This is a genomic window from Novosphingobium mississippiense (assembly GCF_044029535.1).
Taxonomy (GTDB): Bacteria; Pseudomonadota; Alphaproteobacteria; order Sphingomonadales; family Sphingomonadaceae; genus Novosphingobium.
Genome location: NZ_CP147001.1, coordinates 3,818,360 through 3,841,346, shown reverse-complemented (window position 1 = coordinate 3,841,346; position 22,987 = coordinate 3,818,360). Strand labels below are relative to the sequence as shown.

Here is a 22,987-nt window from a genome sequence, read left to right as displayed (position 1 = left end):
AAAACCCACCCATGATTCGGTCAAACACTAATTTCAAAAAAACGACATTTTTCTAAACTTTGGCAGATTTCCGCCGATTTTACCCCATAAACCCCGGGTAAGGGACTTTCCGGGGCGGTTATCTCCTTACCCAAGAAAGCGCCGAAATCGGCCGCTCCCCTCTTCCCGACACCATCGGGATAGGCCAAGCCCAGCATCACACCGTTTGTTTACCACGCCCGGTTAAGGGCAAGGCAGCGAATGGCATATCCTTTGGGCCCGCACAGGAACGGAATTTCATCTTCATGCCGATACCGGCGATCAGCGTTGCCATGAGCGTCTACAACGGCGAACGTTACCTCGCCGAAGCGATCGAAAGCGTGTTGGCGCAGAGTTTCGGCGATTTCGAGTTCCTGATCGTCGACGACGGATCGCGTGATGCCACCCCCGGCATCATCCGCGACTATGCCGCGCGGGACTGCCGCATCCGTCCGATCATTCGCGAAAATCGTGGGCTGATCGCCAGCCTCAACGAAATGCTGGAAGTGGCCCAGGCCCCGGTGATCGCCCGCATGGATGCCGACGACATCTGCCGACCCGATCGTTTCGAGAAGCAGATCGCCTTTCTGAACAGCCATCCCGACTACGGCGTGGTGGGGAGTTGGAGCGAAGACATCGGCGAGCACGGCGAAGCCCTGCAACGTGGCGGCGAGGATCACCCGCTCCGCCACGAGGACATGCTGATCGCCATCGAACAGGGCGGCCAACTGATCTGCCATCCCGCGGCGATGTACCGTCGGGAGATCGTGCGTTCGGTAGGCGGCTATCACGCCGCATTTCGTCATTGCGAGGATTTTGACCTGTGGCTGCGGCTCGCCAGCGTCACCCGCATGGGGAACATCGCCGAGCGATTGGTTCGCTATCGGCGCTATCCGGGCCAGGTCTCCTCCCGCCATGCCACCGAACAGCAAATCGGCACTGCCGTCGCCCGGCTCGCCTGGCAGGAGCGGCAGGCGGGACGCGCCGACCCCACGGCAACGCTCGACCGCTTGCCGCCCATCGACGAATTGGACACGCTGTTCGGCCGCGCCGGCACCGCGCGCGAAGTGCGTGAGCGGGTCGCGCTTGGTCTGCTCTATTCGTCGGCCGCGCTGAGAAACGAAGGGTTCGAGCTGCTCATGGCGCACCTGCGCGACGGCGGCCGGCGCGAAGGAATGTGGCGCACCGTTGCCAGACTGATGCGCTTCGGCGAGCCGATGCGCGCCCTTCGTCTTGCCGCGATGCTGACGGCAACCAGGGCGGCCTGACGTGAGCGAGGCCACCTCCGCCCCCTCACCCGACGAGAGCGGCCGGGGCAGCGGCAGCGTCAAGTCCGCCGCGCTGTGGGCCGCGGCGAGCCAGTATTCCCAGTTCGCATTGCAATTCGTGACATCGGTGCTGGTTTCCCGCTTCTTCCTGAAGCCGGAGGAGATCGGCCTGTTTTCCGTCGCGCTGGCGACGGCGATGATCCTTTCGGTGATCCAGGACTTCGGGTTGACCCGCTATCTGGGCCGCCACCCGACTGCCGATGACGAGACGGTTCGCCACTGCACGGTGATCGCGGTGACCTTCTCGTTCCTGCTGGCCGCCTTGATCCTGGCGCTCGCCTGGCCGGTCGCGCACTTTTACGGCGAACCGCGCCTGTTCCGGATCCTGGGCCTGATCGCCGCGTCCTACCTGCTCAATCCCTGGAGCGTGGTACCGGTGGCGCTGCTGTCGCGCCGGCTGGATTTTCGCGGCACGTTTCTGGTCAATGCATCCGGCGCGATCGCCAACAGCGGCTGCGCGCTGATCCTGGCAGCATTGGGCTTTTCGACGGAATCGCTGGCCTGGGCGATGATCGCACAATCGGCGGTACGCGCCGTGGTCGCGCAACTATTGCGCCCGGCCCGACCCGGTCTGGGACTGAAGCCGGCCCGGCTGTGGGAGATCATCGCATTCGGTTCGGGCAGCGCCCTGCTCTACCTTTCGGGCGGCATCGGCATGCGCACGCCCGACCTGATCGTCGGCCGCCTGCAGGGCATGGCGGCAACCGGCCTGTTCAGCCGCGGCGTGGCCCTGGCATCGCAACTCCACTACCTGGTCGCCGGGGCGGTGAGTTCGATCTATTACCCGACGTTCGCGCGGCTGCGTGACGAAGGCAAGGAACTGGGGCCCTATTACGAGCGCGTGGTGGCCGCCCATGGAGCCATCGTCTGGCCGGCGATGGTCCTTCTGGCAGTGCTTTCGCAACCGGTGATCCTGCTGCTCTATGGCCCCGGCTGGGCCGGCGCCGCGCCGCTGCTGGCTTACGTTGCGCTTGCCGAGTGCTGTTTCGTGGCGCTGCCGTTGCACATGGACCTTCCCATCCTGCTGGGCCACCTGCGCCGGCTGTTCTGGTTCAATCTGGCAGATACCGCCCTTTCGGTGGGCACGCTGATCGTCGGCGCGACGATCGGGTTGGAAGCGGCCGCAGGCTCACGCATCGTCTATGGCATCGGCTGGGTGTGCATCTATGCGGGGTGGATGCACCGGCTGGTCGGCTTCCGCTGGCGGGCGATGTTGCGCACCTATGCAGCAAGCGCCGGCGTGGCTCTGGCGACCGCGCTGCCCGCGCTCTGGGCCGTGACCTACTGGCGCGATCCGGCAACGCTGGGCTTCGTCGGATTGGCGGCAAGCGCGGCTTTGGGCGGGCTGTGCTGGGGGCTGGCCATCGTCCTGCTGCGCCACCCGGCGCGCACCGATCTGGCGGGCATGGCGCTCCATCTCATCCATCCGGTCATGTCCAGAATTCCCGCGCTCCAGCGCTGGCAAAACATGGCGCAATCACCCGACTCGTGATAATATAGCGACCCTACAATATCCGACGGAGTCCAAGCTCCGCGGGGAGGATGACATGATTGGCGGCGCCCTTGCGCTGATGCTTGTCGCTGCGACGCCCGCAGCTTCGGGCACGGCCCCCGTGACTGTCCCCGACGAGAGCGATCCCGCCGGGCAAACTCTCAAGACCGGCACCGATGCCGACGAGCGGATGACGGTGGCCGTCGCCGTGCAGGGGCAAGGGCCTTATCACTTCCTGATCGATACCGGATCGCAGCAAACCGTCGTTTCGAGCACGCTGGCCGGTACCCTTGGCCTTCCCCTAGGGCCGGAAGTAACGGTGATCGGCATGGCCGGTTCCAGCAGCGTATCCACCGCGCGCGTCGGCACGCTGGCGATCGGCCAACGCTCGTTCCGTGACCTGACGGTGCCGCTGCTGGAGGCGCAGCATATCGGCGCCGATGGGATCGTCGGAACGGACAGCCTGCAGGGCCAGCGCGTCACGCTCGATTTCGAGCGAAGCACGATCGCGATCAGCCCGGTCGAGGAAGTGTCGGACAACAAGGGGTACGAAATCGTCGTGCGCGCGCATCGGCGGCTGGGACGGCTGATCATGACCGATGCGGTGGTCGACGGAATTCGTGCCAATGTCGTCATCGACACCGGCGCCAGCAGCGCCGTGGGCAACCTGGCCCTGCAGAACGCCATGCGCAAGCATCTGGCGGGCACCGTCAAGCTGGCGAGCGTGACCGGGGATGTGCTGTCCGCCGAACTGGCCATCGCCCAGAAATTGAAGATCGGCGAACTGGGGGTGACCAACATAGTCATCGCCTTCGCCGATTCCCCTGCATTCCGCGAACTGGGCCTGGAAAAGCGCCCGGCCCTGTTCCTGGGCATGCGCGAACTGCGCATATTCAGGCGGATCGCCATCGATTTCTCGTCCCGCAAGGTGCTGTTCGACATTCCCCGCAACAGCAAACAGCCGGTCAGCCCGATCAGAAAGATTGCCTCCAGCGAGCCGCGCACTAAATAGCGCGGATGCCACCAGACACTGCCGTGAACTCCCCCGCAGCCCGCCATGACGGCTGGCGCACGCTCCTCCGCTTCATGCCCTATCTGTGGCCGCGGGAGAATCCGGCGCTGCGCTGGCGGATCGTCTGGGCTTGCCTGTTCATCCTGCTGTCCACCGCGACCCAACTCGCCCTGCCCTACCTGATGAAGTGGGCGGTCGACCTGATGGGCGCCACGGGTCCGAAGCTGCTGCAACTGGCGATGCTGACGGTGCTGGGCTATTCGGCCGGCCGGCTGTTGCAGACGGTGTTCGACAACGTTCGCAACATCGTGTTCGAACGCGTTGGGCAGGATGCGACGCGCGAACTGGCTGAAGGGGTGTTCGGCCAGCTTCACAACCTGTCGCTGCGCTTCCACCTCGCCCGCCGCACCGGTGAAGTGACCAAGACGATCGAGCGCGGCACCAAGAGCATCGACACGATGCTCTACTTCATGCTGTTCAACATCGCGCCGACCGTGTTGCAACTGGTTGCCGTCGCGGTGATTTTCTACGTGAACTTCGGCCCCGGCCTCGTCGTCGCCACGGCCGTGTCGATCGCCGCCTATATCTGGGTGACGCGCACCATCACCGAATGGCGCACCAAGCTGCGCGAGCAGATGAACCGGCTGGACGGACAGGCGCTGGCGCGCGCGGTGGACTCGCTGCTGAACTACGAGACGGTGAAGTACTTCTCTGCCGAACATCGCGAGAAGGCACGCTATGCCCAGGCGACCCGCGCCTATGCCGATGCCGCCGTGAAAAGCGAAAATTCGCTGGGCCTGCTCAACATCGCGCAAGGCGTGGTGGTGAACCTGCTGATGGCGGGCGCGCTCGCCTACACGGTGTGGGATTGGTACAAGGGGCAGGCGACCGCAGGCGAACTGGTCTTCGTCCAGACCTACCTTACCCAGCTTTTCCGCCCGCTCGACATGTTGGGCATGGTCTATCGCACGATCCGGCAGGGGTTGATCGACATGGCGGAGATGTTCCGCCTGCTAGACGAACCGCAGGAAGTTTCGGACAAGCCTGGTGCCCCCGCGCTGGTGATCCGCCAGCCTTCGGTCGTGTTCGACAATGTGGTGTTCGGCTACGAGCCGGATCGCGGCATCCTGCAGGGCCTGTCGTTCGAAGTGCCGGCCGGGCAGAACTTCGCCATCGTCGGGCCCTCGGGCGCCGGCAAGTCCACCATCGCGCGATTGCTGTTCCGTTTCTACGATCCGCAGCAGGGCCGCATCCTGATCGACGGGCAGGACATCGCGGAGGTGACGCAGGCCTCCCTGCGTGCGGCGATCGGCATCGTCCCGCAGGATTCGGTGCTGTTCAACGACACCATCGGCTACAACATCGCCTATGGCCGTGACGGCGCGACACACGCGGAAGTAGAGGCCGCCGCACGCGGCGCTGCGCTGCTCGGCCTGATCGATCGCCTGCCGCAGGGCTACGACACCGAAGTGGGCGAGCGCGGCCTGAAGCTTTCGGGCGGCGAGAAGCAGCGCGTGGCCATCGCCCGCACCCTGGTTAAGAACCCGCCCATCCTCCTGCTGGACGAAGCGACCTCGGCGCTCGACACCCGTACCGAGCAGGACATTCTGGCGACGCTGCACCGCGTTTCGGAAAACCGCACCAGTCTTTCCATCGCCCACCGCCTGTCCACCATCGCCGATGCGGACCGGATTCTGGTGCTGAACGAGGGCCGTCTTGCCGAAAGCGGTACCCATGCCCAATTGCTGCGACTCGATGGGCTCTATGCCGAAATGTGGGCGCGCCAGGCTGCCGAGGCGGAAGCGATGAACGAAGCGGCGGAATGACGCGAACAGGGGATTGATTTAATTCGCCTTTGTGGAGGGGCAGGCGTAGCTGCAAGGCATGGCCATCAAGGAAGCCCCTCTTCGCCCCGCCCGCTTCACCATTGAAGGGGGAGTACGTCAGCCGGAAATCCGCATTCCGGCTCGGAAATTCTGGTTCGGGCTGGTGTTCCTGTGCTTCTGGCTGACGGGATGGACCTTTGCCGGCATCGCGGCGGTATCGGCCCTGTCTGCTGCGCCCGAACCTTTCATGGCGATCTGGTTGGTCTTCTGGGCCGTCGGCTGGGTTTTCGCGGCGAGCACGATCCTGTGGCAATTCACCGGCAGCGAAGTGATCCGCGTGGAGTTTGGCCAACTCGTCCACGGCTGGCGGCTGCTGGGCTTCAGCCGCGAACGCGCCTATCCACTCTCACAAGTCCGCCACATGCGCGTCAATGATACGACGGCGTTCCCGTTCAACTTCACTCGCGGATCGGGCGGCCCGTTCATGGTGCGGCGAGTGGGCTGCATCTCGTTCGACTACGGCGCGTCGACCATCCGCATGGGGCAGAGCATCGACGATGCCGAAGGGCGGATGATCGTAGAACGCCTCGCGCCGCTGCTGCCCGAAGGCGCCGTGGACCGCTGATCCACGGCGATCCCTGTCTCGTCAGGGCCTTCACTTCACCACGTGGGCCTCATGCCAGACCACGGCCTGCGCCGCCTTCATGCAGTTTTCCGCCGTATCCCAAGACAGCGACGGCGAGCCGTAGAGCCGCCAGCCCTGCGCCAGCGCCTCGGACACACGCTCGCAGAAGGCGCGGTCATCCGCGCCGGTGAGCAGGCGGTAGATCGGACGGTCTTCGGGGGTCTGGTACATGGGCATCCTCGCGGTTTCGAATGCTCAGATGCCTAACCACTCCAGTGGGGCTGGCAAGTCCCCGACCGCATAATCGACCTGAAGCACCCGCCTCCTGCGATGCCCTGCGCCCGCTTTGGGCAAGGTCGCGTTCGAGGCGTGGAGGATGGGGGTACGATAACACCAGACATCGCCGACCTCGGCAAGGCACGTGTGGATCGGCAAACCCGCTACCACGGCCTCCACTTCGCCGGTGGGAATGCGCCCCAGACGATGCGAACCCAACGCCACCAGTAGCGGCGCATTGTCCTCATCCACCGGATCGAGATGGATGCGCGCCGTCACCATGCCCTCGATCACCGCGAAGGGCGGTTCGACATGCCGGATGCCCTGATTGACCGACCATGGACCGAAACCGGCGACCTCCGCCTGCTCACGTACGGCAATCGTGCGATCCTGATGCCATCCGAGCGACCAGTCGGCGCGCTCGTTCTTGTCGAACAGCACCGCGCGGACCGGGCATACATCATGGCCCTGCGCCCTGGCCACCATCGCGCCGATGGGACCGCACGCATCCAGCAGGCGCGCCAGATCGGGATCGCCCGTAATGCGCACGCCCGCATGACCGTCCGGCCACTTTGCCAGCACCGCCGCAAGATCGTTCAGCAGCGCCGTTGCCAGACCGCGGTGAAGACAAGCTCCGTCGCGCACGAGTTCGAGGTCGGAAACATCGCACGCGTCCAGCGCGAGCGGATCACCCACCCGGATAGCGCTCGAATTCCGGAACGTGGGTCGTATCCTTCATCCACGAAACGCGTTCGGCCACCTGGATATGCGCACCTGGCGGGAGCGCCTCGGGGTCGTCGAGCGTCGCGATCTGGATATCGACGATGCCGGGCAGGTATTCCGCATTGGTGTACCATAGCCCCGTCCCGCAACGCGGGCAGAAGTGGCGCATCGCCGTGCCACTGGAATTGAATACCGAAGCGTCGCCCTGGAGGACTTCGAACTCCGAATGCTTGAACGCGCCCCAGGCCACCACCGGCGCCCCGGCCGACTTGCGGCAATCGGTGCAGTGGCAGAACGCAGCGTGGAGCGGCTCACCCTCTACGCGGTAGCGCACGTCCCCGCACTGGCATCCACCTTCTAGCTTCATGGCGATTCTCCTTGTCCGCGCCGAAGCTAACCGATTTATGAGAACATTCAAGGAACAAAAAAGGGCGCGAGGTCTGAACCCCGCGCCCCTTCGATTCCGGCCCGAGGGCCTGAAAATTACAGGATGTACTTCGAAAGATCGGCGTTACCCGCCAGCCCCGCCAGCTTTTCGCTGACATAGGCCTGGTCGATCGTCACCGTCTCGCCCTTGCGGTCCTCAGCCTCGAAGCTGAGTTCCTCCAGCAGCTTTTCCATCACCGTCTGCAAGCGGCGGGCGCCGATGTTTTCGACGCTTTCGTTCACTTGGGCCGCGATCTTGGCGATTTCCTTCACCGCATCGGCAGTGACGTCCACCGTGACTTCTTCGGTGGCCAGCAGTGCCTTGTACTGCGCCACCAGGTTAGCGCGCGTCTCGGAGAGGATGCGCACGAAGTCTTCCTCGGTCAGCGCCTTCAGTTCGACGCGGATCGGCAGGCGACCCTGCAGTTCGGGCAGCATGTCGCTGGGCTTGGCCACATGGAATGCGCCGCTGGCGATGAACAGCACGTGGTCGGTCTTCATCGGGCCGTACTTGGTGGCAACGGTAGTGCCCTCGATCAGCGGCAGCAGGTCGCGCTGCACGCCTTCGCGGCTGACCGAGCCGCCACGCACGTCGGACACGGCGATCTTGTCGATCTCGTCCAGGAAGACGATGCCGTTGGTCTCGGCATTGGCCAGCGCGGTGCGGGCCACGTCGTCCTGGTCCATGCGCTTTTCGGACTCTTCGTCGACCAGCTTGTCCCAGGCGTCGGGCACCTTCATCTTGCGGCGCGTCAGCTTGGGGCCGCCGAACGCCTTGCCCATGATGTCCGACAGATTGATCATGCCGACCGAGCCGCCCATGCCGGGAATCTCCATCGGGGCCGAAGGCGTATCCTCCACCTCGATCTCGACTTCGGTCTCGTTCATCGCGTTCTCGGTGATGCGCTGGTGGAACGAGGCGCGGGTCGCCTCCGAAGCGCCTTCGCCGACCAGCGCGTTGAGCAGGCGATCCATCGCCGCCTTGCTGGCTGCCTCACGCACCGATTCGCGGCGACGGTCCTTCTCCAGGCGGATCGCCTCTTCCACCAGATCGCGCGCGATCTGCTCCACGTCGCGGCCGACGTAGCCGACTTCGGTGAACTTGGTGGCTTCCACCTTCACGAAGGGCGCATCCGCCAGCTTCGCCAGACGGCGGCTGATCTCGGTCTTGCCGCAGCCCGTGGGCCCGATCATCAGGATGTTCTTGGGCGTCACCTCGTCACGCAGGTCGAGCGACAGCTTCTGCCGGCGCCAGCGGTTGCGCAGGGCGACGGCGACGGCCTTCTTGGCTTCGGTCTGCCCGATGATGTGCTCGTCCAGCGTGCGGACGATGGCCTTGGGAGTCAGGTTGTCTTTCATGATGTCCCGCAAATTCAGATGGTCTCGACCGTGACGCGGTCGTTAGTGAAGACGCAGATGTCGGCGGCGACGGCCATGGCGCGCCGGGCAATCCGCTCGGCATCTTCCTCGTACTCGTCCAGCGCGCGGGCGGCGGCCAGCGCGTAGTTTCCGCCCGAACCGATCGCGGTGATGCCACCTTCGGGCTCCAGCACGTCGCCATTGCCGGTCAGCACCAGCAAGGTCTCCTCGTCGGCGACGATCATCAGCGCTTCCAGATTGCGCAGGTACTTGTCGGTCCGCCAGTCCTTGGCCAGTTCGACCGCCGCGCGCATCAGTTGGCCGCGATGCTGCTCCAGCTTGCGCTCAAGCCGTTCGAACAGGGTGAAGGCATCGGCAGTGGCGCCTGCGAAGCCGGCGATCACCTTGCCGTCGCCAATGCGGCGCACCTTGCGCGCATTGGGCTTCATGACGGTATTGCCCATGGAAACCTGGCCGTCGCCGGCGATGACGGTCTTGCCGCCCTTCTTCACACCGATGATGGTGGTTCCGTGCCACTGGATCAGGCCGTGGCTCGCCCCGCTATTGTCCATGCCGCGGATATATGACGGCGCGGCGGCGGTTCAAGCGCTGGAACCGCGCAAGCCCATGCATCGAACGAAAATGCCCGCGGAATCGGCGATGCGATTCCGCGGGCATTTCGAATCGAACCCAGGGTTCGTCGGTAATCAGCTGCCGTTCGGACCGGGGCCGGTGGGCTGCTGGCCGGTGCCCATGCCGGCGGCGCCGACCTGGCCGATGTTGCCGAACAGATCTTCCAGCAGACCGCGATGGCGGCCCAGCGTCGGCGTGGTATCGCCATCGGGGCGGATGCGGGCGACATCGGCCATGCCTGCCTTGTCCACCGCCAGCACATTGCCCGCCGGATCGAAACGCACGCGCAGGATCTGCTGCGATGCCGTGCGCGGGCGGCCGAACGGCGGCGTCTTCACGATCTGCGAGACGTAGTAGTAGTCCTTCTCGCCGAACTGGCTGACGAAGGTGGGGCGGCCGAGGGTCTTTTCCACAGACTGGCGGTTGTCGACGCCCGGCGAAACCGAATCGAGCAGCGTCTGATCCACCAGATAACCGCGGTGATCGCGGATCGAGGTGCAGCCGCCCGTCAGCGCAGCCAGCACCAGAACAACGCCTGCAGCCTTCGCCTTATAGCGAGAGCCATGACCAGAACCGCGCATTTTCCCACTCCAATTCACGGGGCTGGTCCGCTCCGGCCATTGCCTGCCGGTGCGAGAGCCATATATCGACCCGAAATAACGGTACCGAGCCTTAGGGCCCAGCGGCTTGTCGCGCAATGGGCGTTGGGGCAGCTTGATTGAATTGCCCATGAACGATGCCGGTGCACGAAACCGCCGGACGGTGGGCGCGAGGAAAGGCCTGAAACGACGTGACCCTGCTCTCCCGCCTGATCGGCAGACAACCTGACACCAATCAAGCCCGGCGCGATGCCGTGCGCCCCCTGTGGCATCGCGTGGTGGAAATCGCCCGCGAAAAGCCGTGGTATGCCCAGCACGGCATCGCCGATACCGTCGCTGGCCGGTTCGACGTGATAACCCTGGTGATGGCGCTGGTCGTCCTGCGCATGGAGCGTGACGATGCGCTGATCGATCCTGCCGCGCGGCTGACCGAACTGTTCGTCGATGATATGGATGGGCAGTTGCGCCAGTCGGGAATCGGCGATCTCGTCGTCGGCAAGCACATGGGCAAGCTGATGAGTGCACTCGGCGGCCGCATCGGCGCGCTGCGCGAGGCGCTGGAGCAGGACGATGCCGCAATCGCCACGGTTCTGGCCCGCAACGTGACGCTGCGCGAAGGCGCGGACCCGGCCGGGCTGGTCGCCCCCGTCAAAACACTGGCCACGCAGATCGACGCGCTTTCGGCGGACGACCTGCTGGCCGCAAGGATACCCCGATGACCGAATCTACCGACAATACCCCCGAATTCTCTCGCCGGATCGATATCCGCCAGGTCGAAGGCAAGAACGCGCATGTCGAGGCGAACGAGGCCGAGCGCGCGATGCTGGCCGAACGCTTCGGCCTCGTGCGGATCGACAGTCTGACCGCCGACCTTGAACTCACCCGCCTGGACCGCAAGGTGGAGGCACGCGGTACCTTGAAGGCGGCGTTCATCCAGTCCTGCGCGGTTTCGGCCGAGGACCTGCCCGTCTCGGTGGATGAACCGGTGTTCTTCCGCTTCGTCCCCGAATCCGAAGACCACGTGCCCGATGAGGAAGTGGAACTGACCGCCGACGATTGCGACGAGATCGAATACACCGGCACCCACATCGATCTGGGTGAAGCCGTGGCGCAGAGCCTGGCGCTGGCGAACGACCCGTTCCTGACCGGTCCCAATGCCGACGCCGCGCGCAAGTCCGCCGGAATCGGCACGCCCGAAGACAACGGCGCCTTCGCCGCGTTGAAGGGGCTGAACCTGGGCGAGTGACCGGCGGGGCTCAGCCCTTGCCCCCGGCGCGGCGCACAAAGGCATGGGCCCGCGCCGCGCGGGCATCGCGCAAAGTGGCCGCCGCATGCCCATGGCGGCTCGGCAGCTTGGGCACGGCAATGCGCTGCGACAGATAGATGCCGTTATGGCCTGAGCAGACATAGGCCACGAAGCAGGCCACTGCGATCGGCACGGCGTGCGTCGCCCCGAACAGTTCGATGCCCATGATCGTGCAAGCCAGCGGCACGTTGGCGGCCCCCGCGAATACCGCGACAAAGCCCAGTCCGGCGAAGAGGTCCACCGGCGCGCCCAGCACGCCGGCCAGCGCATTGCCCAGTGCGGCACCGATGAAGAACAGCGGCGTCACCTCCCCGCCCTTGAAGCCTGCACTCAGCGTAACCACGGTGAACAGCATCTTCAGCGCCCAGCTCCAGCTGTCGACATCGGGGCCGAAGAAGCTGGCAAGGGTCGGATCGCCCGGATTGGCCGACCAGACGCCGAGCCCCAGATAGGCACGGGTGCCGCAGAGCCAGACCAGCGCGATCACCGCCACCCCGCCCAATGCCGCCCGCAGCGGCGCGAAAGGCACGCGCCGCTTGAGGAAGCCGCCCAGCATGTGGTTCGCTTCCGCGAATGCCACCCCCGCCAGACCAAAGGCCACGCCGGCCAGCATGACCTTGCCCAGCAGCAGCGGATCGACCGAGAACAGGTTCGCGGCCCCGCCAAGATAGGCAATGCGATAGTGGCTATGGTGGATGGCCCAGGCCTGGCAGGTCCAGTCCCCCACCAGCGCCGCGACCAGGCAGGGCAGCAGGCCGGCGTAGTCGATCCGCCCGATCGCCAGCACTTCCAGCGCGAACACGGCGCCTGCCAGCGGCGTGCCGAACACCGCGCCGAAGCCCGCCGCCACGCCGGCCTTGAGCAGGATACTGACGCTAGGCGGGTCGAGCCGGAACAGGCGCGCCGCCGCGCTGCCGAGGCTGCCACCCAGTTGCACCGCGGTCCCCTCCCGCCCCGCCGCCCCGCCCAGCAGGTGGGTGACGATCGTGCCAAGAAAGACCAGCGGCGCCATGCGCAACGGCACGCCGCCGCCGGGCTCGTGAATCTGTTCGACGATCAGATTGTTGCCGGCTTCGACCGGGCGACCGAAGCGATGGTAGAGCCAAGCCACCGCCGCGCCGCCCAGCGGCAGCAGGTATAGCAGCCAAGGATAGGCGAAGCGCAACCTGGTCGCTGCATCAAGGCTCCAGAGGAAAGCGGCGCAGAGTGTGCCTATCGCCATGGCCATGGGCACCAGGATCACCGTCCAGCGCACCACCGACCGGGCGTGGGCGCCGCGATGACAGACCAGGGCCAAGAGGTTCAGTTCGGCGAAGAGATTGCGGAAAGTAGCACGCACGATTCCTCCTATGCTGCCTTGCGGCGCCAGTCAGGAATCATCGTCCCTTGTCAGGGCGGTTCGGCCCGGAGCGGATCGCCCCTCAAAAGCCCGGCAGAAATCCATTGCCGTGGAACTGGCCTATAAAGGCAGGCGTACGAACGTCAACGGGGACGGTTTCGCTGGAGTGCGGCGCATGAGGCGGCTCCGCTTCGGCCAGCTTTCCGTCGTAGGAGAAGAGCGGCGGGAAGGCGGCTTGCCCTCCCGCTCAAGGCCTGATGGCTTGATCGCTCAGGTCACGTCCATCGCATAGCCCGCCGCGCGCACGGTGCGGATCGGATCGGTGTCGTTGGCGCGGTTGATCGCCTTGCGCAAGCGGCGGATATGGACGTCCACCGTGCGTTCGTCGATGTCCGAATCCATGCCCCAGACGCCGTCGAGGATCTGCTGGCGCGAAACGACCCGGTTCGGGCGTTCCATGAAATAGCGCAGCAGGCGGAACTCGGTGGGGCCAAGATGCAGCGCCTCACCGCCGCGGCGCACGCGGTGGCTGGTGACATCCAGTTCGATATCGCCCCACTGCAGCACGTTGCCCGCCAGCGACGGACGCGCGCGACGCAGCAGCGCCTCGATCCGGGCGAGCAGTTCGCGCGGCGAGAACGGCTTGGTGACGTAATCGTCGGCGCCAGTCTTGAGGCCGCGGATCATGTCCTCCTCCTCGCCACGCGCGGTGAGCATGAGGATCGGGATCTGCGAGGTTTCCTTGTCCTTGCGGAGCTGGCGGCACACCTCGATGCCGGGCACATGCTCGATCATCCAGTCGAGGATGATCGCGTCAGGCTGCTGTTCCTGCACCATCAGCAGCGCTTCCTCGCCATCGCCGGTGCTGCGCACCTGATAGCCTTCGGCGCTGAGGTTCCAGGTGAGCAGTTCGCACAGGGCGCGGTCGTCCTCGACGACCAGAACGGAAGGGTTCACGGCAGGCCTCGCGTGTCGTTGGTCTGGCTGTCGCGTTCGGCATGGTACTCGCCGGTGGCGGCGTAATAGACCATTTCCGCGACATTGGTGGCGTGATCGCCGATGCGTTCGAGGTTACGGGCGATGAAGAGCAACTGGGCGGCGCTGGTGATCGTCGCCGGGTTCTCCATCATGTGGGTCAGCAGCGAACGGAACAGCGTGTTGTAGAACTGGTCCAGCTTCTCGTCGCGGCGGATCACTTCCTGCGCCAGCGCGGCATCGCGCGAGCCATAGGCGTTCAGCACGTCGCGGACCATGCCCTCGGCAATCTCGGCCATCATCGGCACGAGTTCCAGCGGCTCGATCTTGCCCCGGCTTTCCATGGCGTTGACGCGCTTGGCGATGTTCTTGGCATAATCACCGATGCGCTCGATCACGCCGGAGATCTTCAACGCCGCGATCACGTCGCGCAGATCGTCGGCCATCGGGGCGCGGAGCGCGATGGTGCGGACGGCCAGGCGGTCCACTTCGGCTTCCAGCGCATCGAGGCGGGCGTCGGCGGCGACGACTTGCGCGGCCAGATCCTCGTCATGCTGGGTCAGCGCGATGATGGCGTCGCGGATCGCCACTTCGGCGAGGCCGCCCATTTCGGCAACAAGCCCGCGAAGCTGCCCGATCTCGCTGTCGAAGGCCTTTACGGTGTGGTCAACCATGGCTCTTGTCCTGTTTCCTGTCTTCGCCGTCAGCCGTAGCGACCGGTGATGTAGTCCTTGGTCTTCTCTTCGCGCGGCGTGGTGAAGATCTGACTGGTATCGCCATATTCCACGAGATTGCCGAGGTGGAAGAAGGCCGTGCGCTGCGACACGCGGGCCGCCTGCTGCATGGAGTGGGTGACGATGACGATGGCGTAGGTGTCCTTCAGCTCGTCGATCAGTTCCTCGATACGCGCGGTGGCGATCGGGTCGAGCGCGGAGCACGGCTCGTCCATCAGGATCACTTCGGGGCTGACGGCGATGGCGCGGGCGATGCAAAGGCGCTGCTGCTGGCCACCCGAAAGGGCGGTGCCGGCATCATGCAGGCGGTCCTTCACTTCGTCCCACAGGCCCGCCTTGGTCAGCGAGCTTTCGATGATCCCGTCCATGTCCGCCTTGGTCGGCGCCAGTCCGTGGATGCGCGGGCCATAGGCGACGTTCTCGTAGATCGACTTGGGGAACGGGTTCGGCTTCTGGAACACCATGCCCACGCGGGCGCGCAGGGCCACCGGATCCATGTCCGGCGCGTAGATGTTCTCGCCATCCAGCAGGATCTCGCCGGTGACGCGGGCGTCGGCGATGGTGTCGTTCATACGGTTCAGAGACCGCAGGAAAGTGGACTTGCCGCAGCCCGACGGACCGATGAAGGCGGTGACGATGCCGTTGTCGATCTCGATCGAGACATCGTTGATGGCCTTCTTCGCGCCGTAGAAGACGTCGACATTGCGGGCAGTGAGTTTGGCTTTTGTCATGGTTCTACCAGCGCACTTCGAACTTGTTTCGAAGGTAGATTGCAAGGCCGTTCATCGCCAGCAGGAAGACCAGCAGCACGATGATGGCGGCGGAAGTGTTCTGAACGAAACCGCTGTCGATTTCGTCGGACCACAGGAAGATCTGCATCGGCAGCACGCTGGACGGATCGGTGATCCCGCCCGGCGGGGTGACGACGAAGGCGCGCATGCCGATCATCAGCAGCGGCGCGGTTTCACCCAGCGCGCGGGCCATGCCGATGATCGTGCCGGTCAGGATGCCGGGCAGCGCCAGGGGCAGGACGTGGTGGAACACGGTCTGCACCTTGCTGGCGCCCACGGCCAGTGCGGCATCGCGGATCGAGGGCGGCACTGCCTTGATCGCATTGCGGCCGGAAATGACGATGACCGGCATCGTCATCAGCGCGAGCGTGAGACCGCCGACCAGCGGCGACGAGCGCGGCATGCCCAGCGTGTTGATGAACACGGCCAGGCCCAGCAGGCCGAAGATGATCGAAGGCACCGCCGCCAGGTTGTTGATCGAAACCTCAACCCATTCGATCCAGCGGGCCTTGGGGGCGAATTCTTCCAGATAGACGGCGGCAAGCACGCCCATCGGGAACGAGAGCACCAGCGTGACGGCCATCGTCAGCAGCGATCCCTTGGTGGCGCCCCAGACGCCGGCGACATCGGGATTGGTGGAGTCCGAACCGGTCAGGAACGACCAGTCCAGCCCGCCCAGGCCGTTCTTCAGCATGATCACCAGCAGCAGCGCCAGGAAGGCGAGGCTGAGGACGATCGCGCCCAGACCCAGCAGCTTGAAGCGGCGTTCCGCGGCGTTGCGGCGCGCGATGCGCCGCGCGGCCTCCGGCGTTTGCCAGCGTGCATTGCCCTGGGAGGCATTACTTAGGCGCGCGTTACTCATAAGCTTCCCGGAAACGCTTCACCACACGAAGCGCGATGATGTTGAGAATGAGGGTGACGATGAACAGCACCAGGCCCAGCGCGAAGGCGGAAAGCGTCTTGGGGCTGTTGAATTCCTGGTCGCCGGTCAGCATCTGGACGATCTGGTAGGTAACCGTGGTCATCGAGGCGAACGGGTTCGCCGACAGGTTGGCAGCGGCACCGGCGGCCATGACGACGATCATCGTCTCGCCAATGGCGCGGCTGACGGCCAGCATCACGCCGGCAACGATGCCGGGCAGCGCGGCGGGCAGCAGCACTTTCTTGATCGTTTCCGACTTGGTGGCGCCCAGCGCCAGCGAACCGTCGCTCATCGCGCGGGGCACCGCGGCCAGCGCGTCGTCCGCCATCGAGGAGACGAAGGGAATGATCATCACGCCCATGACGACGCCGGCAGCCAGCGCGCTTTCGGTCGAGGGATTTGCCATGCCCAGCGAGGCGGCGAAATCGCGGAAGATCGGCGCCACGGTGAGCGCGGCGAAGTAGCCGTAGACCACCGTGGGGATGCCCGCCAGGATCTCCAGCACCGGCTTCAGCCACTTGCGGATGGTTGGCGTGGCATACTGCGTCAGGTAGACCGCGCTCATCAGGCCCAGCGGGATGGCAACGATCATGGCGATGATCGCGCCGATATAGATCGTGCCCCAGAACAGCGGCACCGCGCCGAAGCTCTCACCCAGATTGTCGCCGCGCGCGGAGCCGGGTGACCAGTGGGTGCCGGTCAGGAAGTCGATCGGCGAGACGTCCTTGAAGAACAGGCCCGCCTCGAACACCAGCGAGGCGACGATGCCGAAGGTGGTCAGGATCGCGATCAGCGAGGCGAGCAGCAGCACGCCCATCACCGCACGCTCCACGCGGGTGCGTGCCGGATAGCTGGCGCGGACCTTGGTGAAGGCCCAGCCGCCACCGGCCAGCGCCACGATCATCACCAGCAGCGCGCCGATCAGGCCGAAACGCTGGTGCGCGGCACGCACCGGTTCGGACAGGGTCTGCGCAAGGGGATTGAACGCAGCCTGTCCGGGATTGTCGGCAATCGCCTTGGCTTCGGAAAGCACGGCGGCGCGGCTCATCGCATCGGCCGGCAGTTGGGCGGCGGCCGGATCGGCCATGACCGCGCCGTCGACCAGACCCGGCATGATCGCGGACCATGCGCCCCAGGCGATCAACGCCGGGACGACGATCCACAGCAGCACGTGCCAGCCGTGGTAGTTGGGCAGCGAATTGAGCGAGCCGCGCCCCGTATGGAGCAGCCGGGCCCGGCCCCGCGCGGCAAACCAGCCGACGAGACCGAGGCCGAGAACGGCCAGGAGAACCCCTGTAAGCATCATAAAGGCCGTTCCGGCGCCTTTCGGTCTAAACGATTACTTGAGGTCGGCAGGGTTGAGCGGGGTCATCTTGGCAACGATGTCCGCGCTCTTGGTGCGCACGTCTTCCGGCGCGATCACCATGCCCTTGGCCTTCAGGTAGCCATCGGGGCCCCACGACTTCACCCACTCGTTGACGTAGCCCTGCAGGCCCTTGATCGGGGCGAGGTGCTGCTTCTTGATGTAGATGTAGAGCGGGCGGGCGCCGGGATAAGTGAAGTTCGAGATCGTCTCGTAGGTCGGGACGACGTTCGACATCGGGATGCCCTTGATGGTCTTGGCGTTCTCTTCCAGGAACGAATAGCCGAAGATGCCGATCGCCTTGGGGTTCTGCGAGATCTTCTGGACGATCAGGTTGTCGTTCTCGCCCGCGTCCACATAGGGGCCATCCTCGCGGATGTCGTGGCAGATCGCCTCGTACTTATCCTTGCTGGTTTCCTTCAGCGCGGCGGTGGCGGCATCGGTCTTGCAGCCGGCTTCCAGGATCAGTTCCTTCAGCGCGTCGCGCGTGCCGGAGGTCGACGGCGGGCCGTAGACCAGGATCGGTTCGGCCGGAAGCGACGGGTTCACGTCCTTCCAGGTCTTGGCGGTGTTGGGCTTGCCGAAGGGGTTGGCGGCCAGCGCCTTGTAGATGTCGGTCGGCGTCAGCTTCATGCCGGGGCCGTTCTGGGCTTCGGCAAAGGCGATGCCGTCGATGCCGACCTGGACTTCGACGATGTCGGTCACGCCGTTCTTCTGGCACTCGTCATACTCGGACTTCTTCATCCGGCGCGAAGCGTCTTCGATGTCGGGGTGCTGGGCGCCGACGCCGGCGCAGAACAGCTTCATGCCCGCGCCCGTGCCGGTCGATTCGATGACGGGCGACTTGCCGCCGGCCTTGGCGAATTCTTCCGCGACGGCAGTGGCGAAGGGGTAGACGGTCGACGAACCGACGGCGCGCACGAAGTCGCGCGAACCGGCGGCCGAGCCACCCGAGCCGCCGCAACCGGCAAGTGCCACGGACGATGCGGCGACGATGAGGAAAGTCTTGGTGGAACGCATGATGTCACCCCTTGGGCTTCAAGTGTGAGTTGCCCCTATTGGGCTACAATGACACTTCCATGACAAAGAAGTGACATTGTTCTCGGCTTCGCGAAATTGCTGGAAATCCGTAGTTTCTTCGGCGGATCGCGATTATGACAATCGGTCGAAGTCTTTGCCACGTGAGGCTGGCATTTCCGGGGTGGCACGGGCAAGCCACCCCGGAAGATTCGAGAATGGGATCAGAAATCAAACTGGGCGCGCATGCCCATCGAATCGACGCCGTAGGTATTGTCGGTGCCGTCCACGAGGACCGGCGAATCCTTCACCCAGATATGGCCGTAGTTGAGGATGAAGCGCACATAATCGGTCGGCATCCAGATCGCGGACAGGCCCGCCGTCTGCTCGCGCCCACCGACGATGCCGGCATCGTTCAGGTTCAGCCAGTCATAGCGGACGTTCAGCTGGACCGCGCCCAGACCACCCTTGTCCAGCCCGTTGTGGGGGCGGATACGATCGAACACGCCGGCCTTGTAGGCGGTATCGTCATGCGTGAGCATGTAGCCCACTTCGGCATAGCCACCGTTGAACGTGGGATCGGCGAAGCCTTCGCGGCGCACCTTCTGCCAATACGTTTCGGTGGTGGCGTGGAAGCGGCCCTTGATCCATGCCGCTTCGAGGCCGAGGCCCAGTTCGTTGCGGGCGTTGGTGACCCCGGCGCTGAGGAAGCGCAGGTCCGTGGTGTGGACGAAGGGGCGGCTCTGATAGGTCACCGTCGGGATCGAATCGTTGAGCGTGCGCCAATGGACCGATCCGCCCAGATGCAATGTTCCGCCCGCGACCGTGGGCATGAACACCAGGCGGCCGTCCGTGCTCCATGACTTGTCGTAATCGCTGTTCAGCGAGTTCGGATCGTCGCTGAACACGCCGGCCTGCACCAGCACGCCCTTGTGCAGGTACTGGGCATTCAGGCCCACGCGGCGTTCCATGTTGAAGGCACCGACGAAGCTGGCCCGTTCCATGAAGCTGGTGAACAGGTCCGACGTCATGTCTTCCAGCCCGGTGTTCGGCTTCTGGTTGCCCAACGCCAGCGTCACGTCCTTGTTGACCCTGTAGGTCAGGTACATGTCGTTGATGACGACGCTGGAATTGGCAAGATCCACTTCGAACCGGTAGCCGAAGCCGCCCGGCATGGTGCCGTCGAAACCCAGGTAGGCGCGGCGCAGTTCGGTGCTGAAGCCCAGATGATCGCTGGAGGTCTCGTCAAGGCCGGACGGCGCGTTCACATCGCCGGCATCAATCTGCAGGCGGCCGCGCGGCTTGAAGCTCCAGCCATTGTCACCGCGGAATTCCGGGCCGCCCTTCCAGACGACCTGGATCGGCGATGTGTCGGACGCGGCCTTCGCCGTTCCCGCAGCAGCGGGTGCAGAGCCCGGCGCCTTCGCGGCGGCGGCGATGCTGCCCGACTGAGCAGGTGACTGGGCCGCCGACTGGGCCACCGACTGGGATGCGGCCTGAGACGCGCTCTGCGCAGCCTGCGTGGCGGCATCGGCGCGGGCATTGGCGGCATTCAACTGGCCTTCCAGCGATTCGATGCGGCCTTCCATGGCCTTCATCTGCGCCCGCATCGCGTCCAGTTCCTGCCGGATCGCCGCCGAATCCGCAGACTGCGCATAAGCCGCCGGCGCCCACCCCGCCGCGATGGCAAGCGTGGGCACGGACAGCGCCATCATCAAAATTGTCTTTGGTTTCCTCACCTTGGCCGACCTTCCATGAAACTTTGATGGCACTGACACGACGCCAGTATGACTAGACTGTTTCAGTTCCATGACACTTTATAGTTCGGGTTCCAGGAAGCCCGGTTTTCCGCCGATTTTCCGGCTGGAGTTTATGGCCGCTTTGAGGCCGCTCTGTGACAAAGGATGACAGCGCATCCGGCGGTCATATTTGTCACTGAACCGTCATTTCATAGCCATAACCGGCCTGCCGAGGCCCGCGCCGCGGGTGCCTTGATGACCTGCCCGGAAGCCGATCCCGATGCCTTCGAAACTGAACCGCGTGGCCGCAGCGCCGCTGCTGACCGTGTGCCTGCTGCTGATGCTGGCTCCCGACGCCCATGCGCAAGCGCAGACCCCGGCGCAGGCGATCTCTGCCGAAGAAGCCGCCCTGTTGCGCGCGCAAGTCGCCGCGCTGAAGGAGCAGGTGGAGCGGATGGAAGCGCGATTGGCCTCGGCAGGACTGGCACCGCCACTTTCCAATCCGGCACCGACTCCGGCCCCCGCGTCACCGCCATTGGCCGGCGTCGCTCCCATTCAGGGCACCACTGCTCCGGCCAGCCCAGCCACCGCGATCGGATGGAAAGGCAGCCCGCAATTCACCTCGGGCGAGCGGTCGTTCAAGGTGAAGGGGCGCATTCAGGCCGATGCCAACTACGTCGCCGCGCCCAAGGGGCTGGATGACAAGGGCCTCGGCTTCTCCACCGAGATGCGGCGTATCCGGCTGGGCGGCGAAGGCGGGATCGGTGGCGGCTTCGGCTACAAGCTGGAGCTGGAACTGTCCGACAACAGCGTCGATCTGGTCGATACCTATGTCAGCTATAAACACGGCCCGTGGAGCGTGAAGCTGGGCAACCAGAACCCGTTCCAGTCGCTGGACGAACTGACCGGCGACACCAGCGGCAGCGTGATGGAGCGCGCCGCCTTTACCGACGCGTTCAATTTCGAACGCCGCCTGGGCGCCTCCGTGCAGTACCAGCGCGGGCCGGTGCTGGCGCAGTTGGGCCTGTTCAGCGACGATATCGGCGCGCTTGCCAATGATGCCGACGGCGTCGAGGGCGGAGATGAAAACAACAGCCACGGCGTCGATGCGCGGCTGGTCTATGCGCCGAAGCTGGGGGACACCCAGCTTCACTTCGGCGGCTCCGCGCACTGGCGCGAGCTTGCCCGGTTGGCGGAGGGCGACACGCGCTATCGCCAGCGCCCTTATGTCCATTCCACCAATACCCGCCTGATCGGAACCCCCACCATGCACGTAGAGCGCGAAGTCAACTGGGGCGTGGAAATGGCCGCGATCCGGGGCCGCTGGCACGCGGCGGCCGAATACAACACGCTCACCGCCGATAGGGTGGGGCTATCTTCCGTCCGCTTTCAGGGGGCCTATGCCGAACTGGGCCTGTTCCTGACTTCGGGCGACAGCCGGGGCTACAAGGAAGGCATCTTCACCACCAAGGCCCCGGCCCATCCGCTGGGAAATGGCGGCATCGGATCGATCCAGCTGACCGCCCGCTACGACTGGCTGGACCTCAACGACCGCGACATTCGCGGCGGCACCCAGAACGCCGCCATCGCCGCATTGGTCTGGACGCCGGTGGAATACCTGCGCTTCAACATCAACTATGCGCTGCTGGCCTACAAGGGCGCCAAGCCGCTGGATTCGGGGCGGACCGATTACACCGTCAACGTGCTGGGCTCGCGCTTCGAACTGGATTTCTAACCGGTTCGGGCGGCCGGATCAGCGCCCTTCCAGCCGGACCCGCACCCGGGCGGAAGGCGATACGGTCGATGCCGAGAACGATACCGAAGCCAGGTTCTGGCGCGACGCGAAGGCCAGCGGCCCGGTGCAGGCGCCGCCTGCCAGCCGCGCGGGCACGTGCAGCATTTCGTACTGCCTGTTCGTGAAGGTGGCGCGCGCATCGCGAAGTTGCACCGCGTTGCGGTCGGCGCAGAGGCGGATCGACCAGAGCCGCGGTGTGCCGCGCGCGGCGATGGTCCTGCGATCCCAGCCGAAGCGGGTGACATCGGCACTGCCGAATTCACGCCATGCCGCCGATCGGCTTCCACGCACGCTCTGCACGCGGCGCTGGCCAAGATCGCGATTGTCCCGCGTGACCGTCAGGCACCGCCCTTGAAAGCCCGCCCTTTCACACAACTCCCAGGTGCCGCTGCGCACTCTGGCGGAACGCACCGTCCAGGCCAGGCGCAAGTTGGACTGGTCCTGCCGGATGCTGACGGCCGGCCCGGCGAAGTTGCGATCGCGATAGACGATGATCTCACCGGCCGGCTGCGCGGGCGGAGGTGGCGGCCGGTGGGCCGCAGCCTGCTGGCCATGGGCCGGAATGGAAACGGGAAGCAGGCCCGTGCCGGCGAAGAGAACGCCGGCAAGCAAGTGTCTGGCAGCACGCATCGGAACCTCCACAAGAGCCCCCGCCGGTTCCTTGTCGATGCGCGCGCCGCTTTGTTCAA

General features: G+C 65.1%; 23 protein-coding genes. 8 read left to right on the top strand and 15 right to left on the bottom strand.

Features of this window, described 5'->3' with window-relative positions; all coding sequences use genetic code 11:
• Positions 1–284: 284 nt before the first annotated feature.
• The 5 genes from WBP06_RS18250 to WBP06_RS18230 are packed head-to-tail and all read left to right on the top strand — an operon-like array spanning position 285 to position 6,301.
• The gene (locus tag WBP06_RS18250; protein WP_395330584.1) at positions 285–1,286 is read left to right on the top strand and encodes a glycosyltransferase; all 1,002 of its coding nucleotides are present in this window, start codon (positions 285–287) and stop codon (positions 1,284–1,286) included.
• A 1-nt stretch (position 1,287) separates the two neighbouring features.
• Positions 1,288–2,838 carry an oligosaccharide flippase family protein gene (locus tag WBP06_RS18245; protein WP_395330582.1) on the top strand — a complete coding sequence of 517 codons (1,551 nt, stop codon included), beginning with the start codon at positions 1,288–1,290 and terminating at the stop codon, positions 2,836–2,838.
• Between the two features lie 55 nt (positions 2,839–2,893).
• The gene (locus WBP06_RS18240; RefSeq protein WP_395330580.1) at positions 2,894–3,850 is read left to right on the top strand and encodes an aspartyl protease family protein; all 957 of its coding nucleotides are present in this window, start codon (positions 2,894–2,896) and stop codon (positions 3,848–3,850) included.
• A 5-nt stretch (positions 3,851–3,855) separates the two neighbouring features.
• A complete protein-coding gene (locus WBP06_RS18235) occupies positions 3,856–5,676 on the top strand; it encodes an ABCB family ABC transporter ATP-binding protein/permease (protein ID WP_395330578.1) in 1,821 nt (606 codons plus the stop codon).
• Between the two features lie 58 nt (positions 5,677–5,734).
• Entirely contained in the window at positions 5,735–6,301 is a 567-nt protein-coding gene (locus WBP06_RS18230; protein WP_395330576.1) for a hypothetical protein, read from the top strand.
• A 30-nt stretch (positions 6,302–6,331) separates the two neighbouring features.
• On the opposite strand, the gene WBP06_RS18225 is transcribed toward WBP06_RS18230, so the two are convergent.
• The 6 genes from WBP06_RS18225 to WBP06_RS18200 form a co-directional block, all read right to left on the bottom strand.
• On the bottom strand, positions 6,332–6,532 hold the full coding sequence (locus tag WBP06_RS18225) for a DUF1737 domain-containing protein (RefSeq protein WP_395330574.1): 201 nt from the start codon (positions 6,530–6,532) through the stop codon (positions 6,332–6,334).
• Positions 6,533–6,556: 24 nt separating this feature from the next.
• A complete protein-coding gene (locus tag WBP06_RS18220; RefSeq protein WP_395330572.1) occupies positions 6,557–7,273 on the bottom strand; it encodes a phytanoyl-CoA dioxygenase in 717 nt (238 codons plus the stop codon).
• Positions 7,266–7,667, bottom strand: a complete 402-nt coding sequence (locus WBP06_RS18215; protein WP_395330570.1) for a GFA family protein — start codon at positions 7,665–7,667, stop codon at positions 7,266–7,268. Before WBP06_RS18215 ends, WBP06_RS18220 begins: the two co-directional genes overlap by 8 nt.
• Before the next feature lie 116 nt (positions 7,668–7,783).
• A complete protein-coding gene (gene hslU / locus WBP06_RS18210) occupies positions 7,784–9,085 on the bottom strand; it encodes an ATP-dependent protease ATPase subunit HslU (protein ID WP_395330568.1) in 1,302 nt (433 codons plus the stop codon).
• 14 nt (positions 9,086–9,099) lie between these two features.
• On the bottom strand, positions 9,100–9,657 hold the full coding sequence (gene hslV / locus WBP06_RS18205; RefSeq protein WP_395330565.1) for an ATP-dependent protease subunit HslV: 558 nt from the start codon (positions 9,655–9,657) through the stop codon (positions 9,100–9,102).
• Positions 9,658–9,792: 135 nt separating this feature from the next.
• Positions 9,793–10,299, bottom strand: a complete 507-nt coding sequence (locus WBP06_RS18200) for an outer membrane protein assembly factor BamE (RefSeq protein WP_395330563.1) — start codon at positions 10,297–10,299, stop codon at positions 9,793–9,795.
• Positions 10,300–10,508: 209 nt separating this feature from the next.
• Between WBP06_RS18200 and WBP06_RS18195 the strand changes: the two genes are divergently transcribed.
• Entirely contained in the window at positions 10,509–11,036 is a 528-nt protein-coding gene (locus WBP06_RS18195; protein WP_395330561.1) for a ubiquinol-cytochrome C chaperone family protein, read from the top strand.
• Positions 11,033–11,563, top strand: coding sequence for a YceD family protein (locus tag WBP06_RS18190; RefSeq protein ID WP_395330559.1), 531 nt, complete (start codon positions 11,033–11,035; stop codon positions 11,561–11,563). Before WBP06_RS18195 ends, WBP06_RS18190 begins: the two co-directional genes overlap by 4 nt.
• A gap of 10 nt (positions 11,564–11,573) precedes the next feature.
• Here the strand turns inward: WBP06_RS18190 and WBP06_RS18185 are convergent, their stop codons facing one another.
• From WBP06_RS18185 to WBP06_RS18150, 8 genes are all read right to left on the bottom strand, one after another.
• Complete coding sequence (locus WBP06_RS18185; RefSeq protein ID WP_395330557.1) at positions 11,574–12,962, bottom strand: voltage-gated chloride channel family protein; 1,389 nt, start codon at positions 12,960–12,962, stop codon at positions 11,574–11,576.
• Positions 12,963–13,232: 270 nt separating this feature from the next.
• Positions 13,233–13,919: a phosphate regulon transcriptional regulator PhoB gene (gene phoB, locus WBP06_RS18180; RefSeq protein WP_395330555.1), complete on the bottom strand. Its 687-nt coding sequence runs from the start codon at positions 13,917–13,919 to the stop codon at positions 13,233–13,235.
• Positions 13,916–14,611, bottom strand: a complete 696-nt coding sequence (phoU, locus tag WBP06_RS18175) for a phosphate signaling complex protein PhoU (RefSeq protein ID WP_395330553.1) — start codon at positions 14,609–14,611, stop codon at positions 13,916–13,918. The genes phoB and phoU overlap by 4 nt, the downstream gene beginning before the upstream one ends.
• 29 nt (positions 14,612–14,640) lie before the next feature.
• Positions 14,641–15,402 carry a phosphate ABC transporter ATP-binding protein PstB gene (gene pstB, locus WBP06_RS18170; RefSeq protein ID WP_395330551.1) on the bottom strand — a complete coding sequence of 254 codons (762 nt, stop codon included), beginning with the start codon at positions 15,400–15,402 and terminating at the stop codon, positions 14,641–14,643.
• Between the two features lie 4 nt (positions 15,403–15,406).
• Positions 15,407–16,324 (bottom strand): phosphate ABC transporter permease PstA, encoded by a 918-nt coding sequence (gene pstA, locus WBP06_RS18165; RefSeq protein WP_395330549.1) that lies wholly within the window; start codon positions 16,322–16,324, stop codon positions 15,407–15,409.
• On the bottom strand, positions 16,317–17,690 hold the full coding sequence (gene pstC / locus WBP06_RS18160) for a phosphate ABC transporter permease subunit PstC (protein ID WP_395330547.1): 1,374 nt from the start codon (positions 17,688–17,690) through the stop codon (positions 16,317–16,319). The genes pstA and pstC overlap by 8 nt, the downstream gene beginning before the upstream one ends.
• A gap of 33 nt (positions 17,691–17,723) precedes the next feature.
• Positions 17,724–18,767, bottom strand: a complete 1,044-nt coding sequence (locus WBP06_RS18155; RefSeq protein WP_395330545.1) for a substrate-binding domain-containing protein — start codon at positions 18,765–18,767, stop codon at positions 17,724–17,726.
• A 221-nt stretch (positions 18,768–18,988) separates the two neighbouring features.
• Positions 18,989–20,479: an OprO/OprP family phosphate-selective porin gene (locus tag WBP06_RS18150; protein ID WP_395330543.1), complete on the bottom strand. Its 1,491-nt coding sequence runs from the start codon at positions 20,477–20,479 to the stop codon at positions 18,989–18,991.
• Between the two features lie 304 nt (positions 20,480–20,783).
• Here WBP06_RS18150 and WBP06_RS18145 point away from each other — a divergent pair, with 304 nt between their 5' ends.
• Positions 20,784–22,238, top strand: coding sequence for an OprO/OprP family phosphate-selective porin (locus WBP06_RS18145; RefSeq protein ID WP_395330541.1), 1,455 nt, complete (start codon positions 20,784–20,786; stop codon positions 22,236–22,238).
• A gap of 18 nt (positions 22,239–22,256) precedes the next feature.
• Here WBP06_RS18145 and WBP06_RS18140 read toward each other — a convergent pair whose 3' ends face one another.
• Entirely contained in the window at positions 22,257–22,928 is a 672-nt protein-coding gene (locus tag WBP06_RS18140; RefSeq protein ID WP_395330539.1) for a beta/gamma crystallin-related protein, read from the bottom strand.
• Between the last annotated feature and the right edge of the window lie 59 nt (positions 22,929–22,987).